The organism is Perlabentimonas gracilis, from assembly GCF_011174675.1.
Taxonomy (GTDB): domain Bacteria; phylum Bacteroidota; class Bacteroidia; order Bacteroidales; family Tenuifilaceae; genus Perlabentimonas; species Perlabentimonas gracilis.
The window spans coordinates 1-10,997 of the sequence record NZ_JAANIG010000065.1 but is presented as its reverse complement, the minus strand read 5'-3'; the positions used below and the strand labels follow the sequence as shown (position 1 = coordinate 10,997).

Below are 10,997 nucleotides of genomic sequence, written 5' to 3'. Positions count from 1 at the left end.
TCAGGAAAAAATACCGACAATAAGGCCTTTAGGCTTTCTTGTGTTTCCATACCCAAAGGTAATAACTCTTCTCCAGCACCTCAAAATAATATTTAGCCGAGAAAAGCAATAAATAGCAGCATAATTACGATTGGGGTTTGGAGATTTAGAAAATTTTGTAACTTTGCAGTCCGTAAAAAACGGTCTCGTGGCCGAGTGGCTAGGCAGAGGTCTGCAAAACCTCGTACAGCGGTTCGAATCCGCTCGAGACCTCAAAGTAAACGCATACCAGAGCAATTTGGTATGCGTTTTTTGTTTAAGCAATAATTGTTATATAATACCCACGGCCACATTGTTACAATTAGGCAGAATCGAAGGCGACCACCTTACAGCTGCTATTCAGATTAATTTTGCTTATCAAATGGTTGTTTAAGCTTTTGATCAACACAGCTGTTATTATGGTGAGGTGTTATTCTAATTACACAATTATTGCTAATTTTGCTTACTGTATCTACTCTCCCGCAAAAATTACACTGTGGGTTACCGGGCGAAGCTGTACCAGCCCATCAAGAAAACCAAACCTTATTTATCTGTTAATGAACAACGAAGACATCCGTTGGAAGCAACGATTCGGAAATTTTTCGAAAGCATTTAATCAACTTGATGAAGCGATTTAACCCGTCATTGCGAGAATTCACCCAAAATTTTTGGCATAATGATGTTATGACAGAAACAACAAAAAGTTACCGTCATCGCGAGGGTACTTTCCGAAGCGATCTTTTTTACAGATTGCTTCATCCGCCGGCTGGCGGATTCGCAATGACGAACGGGAAATCTGTCATTGCGAGCAAAATGAAGTGGAGCAAAGCAATCTGTAAAACTCATAGCCCATTATGAAATATGGAGGTTACACATACATCCTAACCAACAAGAACAACACAGTTTTATACACAGGCGTAACCAGTAACTTGCAGAAAAGATTAGCGGAGCATAGGGAAGGAATCCACATCACCGCATTCACCCACAAATACAACTGTCACAAGTTGGTTTACTTTGAGGGTTTTAACCGAATTGAGGATGCCATTGCTAGGGAGAAACAGATTAAAGGTGGCTCAAGGGCAAAGAAGGAGGGTCTAATTAACTCTATCAATCCAAATTGGAACGATCTAACCGACTTGGTTGATGAGTAGTTAAGTTCATCCGACAGATTGACTACGTCGAACTTCGCTGCGCTTCGGTTGCTTCATCCGCCGGCTGGCGGATTCGCAATGACGTAAACCTTGAAACTAGGAAGCACTTTCCGTCACTGCCTGCCTGACCTACGACTCGCTTGAAAGTGTATATCAGACAGGTAATTAAGCAGGCGAGTGTCCTTTACGAAGCAGTCTTTGTGGAGAGCGTGTAAACTAGAAAACAGATTGCTTCTCCCGACAAATAACGTCGGGATCGCAATGACGTATAATACGCAACTACGTAAATAACTAAAACACAATAACCGTGAGAATTAAACCCATAATCATAATGCTAGCCGTTGCTATGGCATTTGCCTCATGCAACCGCAGAGCACAGCTTCTATACATGCAAGATATCAGCATTATGCAGGAAACGCCATTTGTCACACCCCCTACCTACCGGCTTAAACCCGGCGATGTGCTATACATTCAGCTGGTTACCCCCAGCCCCGAAATTAGCCAGATGTTTAATAACCCCTCAGGCATTCAGTACTTCGGTCAGAACCGCGACGAGGCCTCCCTCTACCTTCAGGGCTACAGCATCGATGCCGAGGGCAACATCAACCTACCATTCCTTGGCAAAACCACAGTGGGTGGGCTAAGCATCCAGGAAGCTCAGGAGGCCGTGCAGCAAAAAACCGAGCTGATGTACAAGGATGCATCGGTAATTGTGAAGATGGCCAACTACAAAATCACCCTGCTGGGTGAGGTACGCCGACCAGGCAATATCCGTAACTTCAACGATAATATCAACATATTTGAGGCGCTGGCCAACGTGGGCGACCTAACCGAGAACGGCGACCGCCGCAATGTGCTGGTGGTTCGCTCGTCGAGCGATGGAAACAGAACCATCAGGCTAAATCTCAACGATCGTTCCGTGCTCTCGTCCGAAGCCTTTTACCTGCTCCCCAACGATGTGGTAATTGTTGAACCCATAGGCAACAAGGTCTTCCAAATGAATCTACCCTACGTTAACCTAACGCTATCGTCGATTAGTACGATAATATTGCTTTATAATTTTATAACACGGCTGTAAAAACATAAGGTACAGGGTTTAGAGTTTAAAGTTTAGGGTTTATAGTTCAGCGTTTTTGTGTATTTCGAAGGTTTAATGTACAGGATATATTGATTTTCAAATTCTAGAAATGTTAAACTAACTAAATGACAATTAATTCGTTCGAAGATCTTGATATATGGAAGGACGCAAGAGAATTGGCTAAGGTTATTCGATTGCTCACTAAAAGAGAGCCTTTTTCAAAGGATTTCAAATTGTGCAATCAAATCAATAGTTCTGCAGGATCAGTAATGGATAATATTGCTGAAGGATTCGAAAGGGATGGGCATAAAGAGTTTATACAGTTTTTGTACATTGCAAAGCCATCAAACGGAGAAACCCGCTCACAATCATATAGAGCATTTGATGCAAAATTTATATCGGAGGAAGAGTTAAACGATATTTTGTCAAGAACTCAGAGCCTAAAAATTAAAATAATTAGCCTAATCAACTATTTAAAGAAAAGCACCTTTAAGGGTAATAAATTCAAACCCTAAACCCTAAACTATAAACCTTAAACTTTAAACCTTAAACCCTAAACTTTAAACTCTAAACCCTAAACCTTAAACCCTAATCTCTAAACAAATAAAACATCTATATGGATTCCCCCAACAACGCATACCCCCCATTCCCAGAGGAAACCCTCGACCTAAAACGTTACTTCTTCCTGTTTCTGAGCAAGTGGTACTGGATAGCAATCTGCGTATTTACAGGGCTGTTTGTGGCGTACCTGGTGAACCGCTACTCCGAGCAGGTGTACTCCGTTAAGGCATCACTCCTGGTGGGCAATGCCGATGGCCGTAAGGTAGGCCAAGGAGTTCAAAACCTTATGCGCGAGATGAACATCATGCAGGATAGGAAAAGGATAGAGAATGAGATAGGCGTACTTCAATCATACACTTTGACACGAACCGCCATTGAAGAACTACCTGATTTTGACGTCACTTACGTAGGCGTTGGTCGTAGAGGTATCGCTGAACTAAAGTATTACAATCGTTCGCCTTTTGTTGTTAATATTGATACAACAGAAATTAATGCCATTGGATATCCAGTAAATATCAATATTCTATCAAAAAATGAGTATGAATTGGATCTTGATGATGGGACCCCCCAAAAAAGAATCCGTTTTGGTGAGAAGTATCACGATCATCGCTTTGCATTCACCATAACCCTTAGGGAACCTGATAGCTTTGAGCTTAGCCGACAAAGCAACAAGTACTACTTCATAGTCAATAGTTCTCACTCCCAGGCCATTGCCTACATGAAGAAGATAGCCATTGAGCTGAACGATAAGCAGGGTAGTCTACTTTCGTTAAGCACCAGTGGCTACGTAGCCCAGCAGGAGGCCGATTTTCTGAATAAGCTCATGGAGGTGTATATCCGCCTCGACTTGCAGGAAAAATCGCTAACAGCCGAAAACACCATCGATTTTGTTGAGGGGCAGTTAAGGGGCATATCCGACTCGCTTCGCAAAGCCGAGCTGCTACTGCAAAACTTTAGAACGGGCAAGGGCATTATTGACCTAAGCACCGAGGGGCGAACCCTCCTTGAGCGCCTTGAGGCGCTTTACGCCGAGAAGAATGCGCTAAGGCTTCAGCTTGAGTACTTCGAGTACCTCGAGAACTACCTAAAAACCAAGAAAGACCTTAAGGGGTTGGTTGCTCCCGCCACCATTGGCCTAGATGATGCCAGCATTGCCGCCATTGTAAGCGATCTTAATCAGCTTACCATGGAGCGCGATGGACTGCTTATAACGCTTCGCCCCGACAACACCCGCGTGCTGGCCATCGATCAGAATATCAACAGCCTAATTGAGCTGCTTTTTGAGAAATTGGAAGGTATGCGCAAGGTGAATGGCATTCGCATTAGGGAGCTCGATAGGCGTGTGGCCGAGCAGGAGCAGCAGCTACGCCTACTCCCGGTAACCGAACGGGAGCTGGTAAACATGGAGCGCATGTTCAACATCCACGAGAAATTTTACACCTACCTCATGGAGAAACGTATTGAGGCTGGTATTGCTAAAGCATCGAGCGTATCGGACAATAGGATAATCGACGAGGCCAGGGCCGATATGGCAATAGTAACAAAGCCTAACCGTAAGATGAACTACATCATGGGCTTTATCATCGGGCTACTTATTCCCGTTGGGCTAATACTGCTCTTCGACCAGCTTAACAACTCCATTCAGGATCCTGCCACCATATCGAAAAAAACCCGAACCCCCATGCTGGGAACCATTGGGCATAACCCGTACGAGAGTTTTCTGCCGGTGTACGACAAACCCAAGTCGTCGTTCACCGAATCGTTTAGGGCGCTTCGCACCAACCTCGACTTCATGCTTTGCGAAAACAAGTGTAAGGTGATACTTGTATCATCAACCATAAGCGGCGAGGGAAAATCGTTTGTAGCATCGAATCTAGCCATTAGCATGGCTATGCTTGGAAAGAAGACGCTAATCCTAGGGCTGGACTTGCGCAAACCAAAGGTTCACAGCATGTTCGGTGTAGATAATGCAAAGGGGATGAGCACCTATCTAATAGGGCGCGATAACCTGGAATCGGTTATTGTCCCAACCAATATCCCAAATCTATCCATTATCCCATCGGGCCCCATACCGCCAAACCCAGCCGAACTTTCGGCCAGCGACAAGCTTGATAAGCTGGTTGCAGAGCTGCGCGACAAGTACGATATGATAGTGATTGACTCGCCCCCCGTGGCCGTGGTTACCGATGCGGTACTAATTAGCCGAGCCTGCGACACCACCCTATTTGTTGTTCGCCACAGGTACACCTCGGTAAATGCCCTTGATTTGGTTGACGACCTAACCAAAAACAAAACCATCACCAACCTGGCCATTGTGCTTAACGACTTTAAGAAACCCAAGGGATATGGGTATGGATACGGCTACGGTTATGCCTATGCATATAACTATGGCTATAGCTATGGACAGCAGTACGGGCAGGGCTATTACACCGATGATGAGAATGGCAGTAAGGTAACGGGATTCTTTAAGCGGTTCTTTGGGTAGTATCCACAAATGCATACCTACAAAGATTATCCACAAACCTGCTTGCCAGCAGGCAAGTTGACACAAATTAGCACAAAGAAAAATTTGAGGAAATCTGCGTCACTTTTCCGCCCCCTGCCTGCCTGTCGAAGACAGGGTGGAGCAGTGTTCCATTGTCATCAGCGTTCTCTCTCTTAAACGCCAAACAAAGAACACGGAACAAAAGAATATTTTCCCTAAGTTTGCTAAGCCTAGTTAGCCATTCCCATAGGACTGACCGGGCGAAGCTGAAGCCGAATGGTTTTCTATAGACCTCTCCTAACTCCTTGCTATATATAATACAACCAATGAGTAACAAAGTCCTTAATAACATCATAATAAGCGGTGAAAATGAAATGGTGGAGTTTAAGTCCTCTTTTAACGACGAGGTAATAACTTCTCTTGTAGCTTTTGCTAATACCAAAGGAGGGACAGTATATATTGGCGTAAACAATAAGAGTGAAGCGAAGGGGATAAACGTTGGAAAGGAAACTATACAGAGTTGGGTTAATGAGATTAAGAACAAAACATCCCCTTCAATAATCCCTTCTTCACAAACTTACTCTTATGATAGTAAGGTTATTGTGGCACTTAATGTAATTGAATATCCTATTAAACCAGTATCATTCAAAGGCCGATACTTCAAGCGCATAAGTAATGCAAACCACTCGATGTCCGTTACGGAGGTGGCAGATGCCCATCTTCAATCAATAAACTCTAGCTGGGATGCATATCCAAATACAACACATACATTAGATGATATCTCGCTCGAAAAGGTGCAGACCTCTATTGAATTGATGAATAAGAATGGGATGAGCATTGCTGACGATCCCCTTACATTGCTTCTGAAGTACAATCTGCTGCGGGATAACAAACTCACAAACGCTGCATACCTGCTTTATAAAAAGGCCGATTCGTTTGAAACAACAATTGAACTTGGCCGTTTTCAGGATGCAATTACCATTAAAGATACAGCAAGATCAAAAAGCGATGTGATTTCGCAAGTTGAACAGGTTTTTAACTTTGTGAAAAAGCATTTAAATAAAAGGATTATTATTACAGGAAAACCTCAGAATACTCAGAAGTGGCAATACCCTCTAGAGGCTATCCGAGAAATAATTATGAATATGATAATTCATAGGGATTATCGTTCTTCCTCAGATTCTATTGTGAAAGTATTCGACTCCAGAATTGAATTTTATAACCCAGGCAGGCTGCCCCAAACAATTACCATTGAAGATTTGCTTAACAACACCTACCAATCAACACCAAGAAACAAGCTGATAGCCGATATCTTTAAGGATATGGGCCACATTGAAAAGTATGGATCAGGAATACAACGCATAATAAACCAGTTTAAGGTTGAGAGACTCCCCATGCCAAGCTTCCAAAACATCTCCGAGGGCTTTATGGTTACCGTATTTGCAGAAGACGACAACAAGGTGATAGTGCCAACTAAGGTCGCAGAAAAGGTCGTAGAAAAGGTCGTAGAAAAGGTCGTAGAAAATCTTACTGATAACCAGAAATTGATAGTTGATATAATCGCTAATAATAAGTACGCTACCGCCATTGAAATATCAAAAAAAGTAGGTATTTCTCATCGAAAAACTCAAGAGAATCTAGCAAAACTAAAGGAGATTGGTATTCTTAAACGCATAGGCCCAGCCAAAGGCGGCCACTGGCGAGTCATTCAAAAATCATAGAACACACCTGCCCGACTGATGCGGTCAGGCGGGGATAACACTGACCCGCCTGCCTTACCTAGGCCTGCGGGCAGGTCGAACAGATAATCACAGGGAAAAAAATCAGCGGAAATCCCTGCCCGACTGCTTTTTTCAGGCGGGTGTCGCATCAGCGTCACGTGTACTGAGTGCCACACAGAGCAGTTCGACAAACTCACTGACCACCTGCCGAAGTGCTATGTCGAAGCATCAGTGTTCTAGCCCTTGAACACAAAACGTAGAACGCAAAACGTAGAACGCAAAAACGCATAACAATGAATTATATATTTTTCCCCCTAAGTTTGCTCAAACTAGTTACCCTACCCCATAGAACAGACCGAGCCAAGCAAAAAAATATTAAGTCTGAATTAGTGTAATACTCAAAGTAGTGCCAAAACATAACCCTCAAAGCACTCCATGAACTCCAATATACAAAGTCTTATTAAACAAGGAGAAGGCATAACCCTTGAGTTTAAATCGGCTCAAAACGATTTACCTACCACCTTGCTTGAAACAGTATGCGCATTTCTCAACCGATACGGAGGAACAATCCTACTTGGTGTTAGCGATGGCGGTCAAATTCTTGGACTAAATCCCAAAAGAATACAAAGCCTCAAAAAGGAGTTAGCAAACACATTAAACAACCCTCAATTATTAAACCCTCCCATATACATAATCCCCAACGAGATAGAAGTTGATGGGAAAACAATTCTCCATCTGCATATTCATGAGAGTTCACAGGTGCATAGCACACGGGGTAAATACTTCGACAGGAACGAGGATGGAGATTTCAACATAGCTGGCAACGCCAACCTTATTGCAAACCTATTCATTAGGAAACAAAGCACTTTTACAGAGAATAAAATATACCCATTCGCTACCATCAAGGAGCTTCGAAAGGATTTAATTCAAAAAGCAAGGCAGATGGCAGTGAATCGGGAGCCTGGTCATCCTTGGGAAGGGATGAATGACCTATCACTCCTAAAAAGCGTGCAGCTACACCAAACCGATTACTCAACGGGGAAAGAGGGGCTTACCCTTGCAGCAATACTTTTATTTGGGAAAGACGATGTTATACTTTCTGCACTCCCATTTCACAAAACGGATGCTATTTGCCGTATCGAAAACACTGATCGTTACGACGATAGGGATGATATTAGAACCAACCTGATTGACAGCTACGATAGGCTGATGCATTTTGTTGAAAAGCACTTGCCCGACAAGTTTGTGCTAGAAAAAGATATTCGGGTTAGCACACGGAACCTTATCTTTAGAGAGGTTATAGCAAATACGCTTATCCACAGGGAGTACACTAACCCCTATCCAGCCAAGCTAATTATTGACAAGGAGGGAGTAAGAACCGAAAATGCCAATCGATCGCACGGAAACATACAGCTTTTACCCCAGTCCTTTTCCCCTCTCCCCAAAAACCCCGTAATTGCTAGAGTTTTTAAAGAGATAGGAAGAGCCGATGAGCTGGGCTCGGGCGTTCGCAATATATTTAACTACTACCCTTACTATTCGAATAGAAAACCAATCCTCGAAGATGCCGATATCTTTAATTGTACAATTTTTACCAATGATAAAACAGGTGGTCAGACAGGTGGTCAGACAGGTGAACTATACCAACTAACTAAATCCCAGCTAGCAGTCCTAAACATAATTAAGGATAACCCTAAGGTTAGTCGAAAAGAAATTGCAGGCATACTCCAGATTAGCACTTCGGCCGTTCAGAAGCACATAGCAATACTAAAACAGAAGAACGTAATAAAACGAATAGGACCCGATTTTGGCGGCCACTGGCAAGTAACCCCTAAGCAATAGAACACCGTTGTTCCACAGTGTTCCACAGAGGAATCACAGAGCACCACTGTGTGACTCAGTGTAATACACAGTGTAACTCTGTGACCCAAAAAAAATGACACCGTGTGACTCTGTGGAAACACAGTGCAACTCTGTGACCAAGAAAATATACCACCGTGTAAATCAGTGTAATACACAGTGTAACTCAGTGACCCAAAAAGAAATGACACAGTGTAACTCTGTGTACCAGAAAACAGAACACGAATACACTGACCCGCCTGCCTTACCTAGGCCTGCGGGCTGCGGGCAGGTCCTACAGATAAAAGATATTCCACTGTGTAACACTGAGTAATACACAGTGCAACTCTGTGACCAAGAAAATATACCACCGTGTAACTCTGTGTAATACACAGTGTAACTCAGTGACCCAAAAAAAATGACACCGTGTGGCTCAGTGGAAACACAGTGTAACTCTGTGACCATGAAAATATACCACCGTGTGAATCTGTGTAATACACCGTGTAACTCAGTGAACCAAAAAGAAACACCCTGTAAAACTATTAGAAAGTCTTCCAAAACCCTTCTAGAAGCAAGAATGCCAAATTGTAAAAAATGAATACTGAGCAACTTAAACACATAATCGATAAGGGCGAAAACGAACAAGTTGAGTTCAAACAAACCTTTAATCAGCAAGTGATACAGACCCTTGTTGCTTTTGCAAATTGCGTAGGTGGAAGAATAGTTATAGGCGTTAGCGATAAAGGTATTATTACAGGGTTAGACTTATCAGCAGAAAGTATTCAAAATTGGCAAAATGAGATTAAGTCGAAAACCGAACCAGCTTTATTTCCCGACATAGATTCATTAACAGTCGATAGTAAAACCATTGTTATTATTTCTATTCCGGAATATCCGGTTAAACCAGTAGCACTACAAGGTCGTTTTTATCTACGCAAAAACAATTCTAACCATTTGCTCTCTGCCAGCGAAATAAATGATGTTTACCTTAAATCAATCCAAACCTCGTGGGATAGCTACCCCTACCCCAATGCAAAGTATGATGATTTAAACGAGCAAAAAATTCGGTTGTTTATCGAAAGGGTTAATCAGGGTGGACGGTTTAAGCTAAGTGGAACACCCTATGAGTGTCTACAGAAACTAAGACTAATCAAAAACAATGTCCCAACCAACGCTGCAATGCTACTTTTCTCAAAGGAAGAGTTGTTTTACAATGTTCATATCGGTAGGTTTAAAACCCAATCGCATATTATTGACGACAAGATGGTTCGAGGCAACCTGTTCGAAGCGGTTGAGAACACAATTACATTCATTATCAGCCACCTAAAAGTAGCATTTGAGATTACAGGCAAAACATCGCAGCGTACCGAAATTTTTGAATACCCCCTCCCCGCACTCAGGGAGTTGGTTTTAAACGCCATTATACACCGTGATTACACAAGCCCTACCGATATCCAAATTCGCATTTTCGACAAGGAAATTAACATCTTTAACCCAGGAAAACTATTCGGAAACCTCACAATTGAAGACTTAAAAACCGATAATTATCAAGCACAAAGCAGAAACAAGCTAATAACCGAAGCTTTTTACCTAACCAAAGACATAGAAAAATACGGCAGCGGATACCGAAGAATAAGGGAATACATAGCAAACTACCCAACAATGTATTTCCATTTTGAAGAAAATTCGGGAGGGTATTTGGTTAAAATTGGATACACCAATCAAAAAACTAAAGATGTCACTAAAGATGTCACTAAAGATGTCACTAAAGATGTCACTAAAGAATCTCGTTATTTTATGGTATTAGAATTACTAAAGAATAATAGCACTATTACAATTGATGAAATAGCTCAGAACCTTACTGTAACAAGGCGAACAGTACTTAGAATAATTGATGAACTAAAAGCACACGGCAAGATTAAACGCATAGGCGGCCGAAAATTCGGCCACTGGCAAGTAACCCCTAAGCAATAGAACACCGTTGTTCCACAGTGTTCCACAGAGGAATCACAGAGCACCACTGTGTGACTCAGTGTAATACACAGTGTAACTCTGTGACCAAGAAAATATACCACCGTGTGACTCTGTGTAATACACCGTGTAACTCAGTGACCAAGAAATACCACCGTGTAACACAGTGTACA

7 protein-coding genes and 1 tRNA gene are annotated in these 10,997 nt (G+C 42.6%); all 8 read left to right on the top strand.

Features of this window, described 5'->3' with window-relative positions; all coding sequences use genetic code 11:
- The first annotated feature begins 181 nt into the window (after nt 1-181).
- Nucleotides 182-252, top strand: a tRNA-Cys gene (locus tag G8O23_RS16515).
- 620 nt (nt 253-872) lie between these two features.
- Complete coding sequence (locus G8O23_RS16510; protein WP_166366885.1) at nt 873-1,169, top strand: GIY-YIG nuclease family protein; 297 nt, start codon at nt 873-875, stop codon at nt 1,167-1,169.
- Nucleotides 1,170-1,476: 307 nt separating this feature from the next.
- Complete coding sequence (locus G8O23_RS16505; RefSeq protein ID WP_166366883.1) at nt 1,477-2,247, top strand: polysaccharide biosynthesis/export family protein; 771 nt, start codon at nt 1,477-1,479, stop codon at nt 2,245-2,247.
- Nucleotides 2,248-2,372: 125 nt separating this feature from the next.
- The gene (locus tag G8O23_RS16500) at nt 2,373-2,762 is read left to right on the top strand and encodes a four helix bundle protein (RefSeq protein WP_166366881.1); all 390 of its coding nucleotides are present in this window, start codon (nt 2,373-2,375) and stop codon (nt 2,760-2,762) included.
- 101 nt (nt 2,763-2,863) lie between these two features.
- Nucleotides 2,864-5,293, top strand: coding sequence for a GumC family protein (locus tag G8O23_RS16495; protein ID WP_166366879.1), 2,430 nt, complete (start codon nt 2,864-2,866; stop codon nt 5,291-5,293).
- A 326-nt stretch (nt 5,294-5,619) separates the two neighbouring features.
- On the top strand, nt 5,620-7,014 hold the full coding sequence (locus G8O23_RS16490) for an ATP-binding protein (protein WP_166366877.1): 1,395 nt from the start codon (nt 5,620-5,622) through the stop codon (nt 7,012-7,014).
- A gap of 435 nt (nt 7,015-7,449) precedes the next feature.
- Complete coding sequence (locus tag G8O23_RS16485) at nt 7,450-8,856, top strand: RNA-binding domain-containing protein (protein ID WP_166366875.1); 1,407 nt, start codon at nt 7,450-7,452, stop codon at nt 8,854-8,856.
- A gap of 591 nt (nt 8,857-9,447) precedes the next feature.
- On the top strand, nt 9,448-10,827 hold the full coding sequence (locus G8O23_RS16480; protein ID WP_166366873.1) for an RNA-binding domain-containing protein: 1,380 nt from the start codon (nt 9,448-9,450) through the stop codon (nt 10,825-10,827).
- Nucleotides 10,828-10,997: the final 170 nt, after the last annotated feature.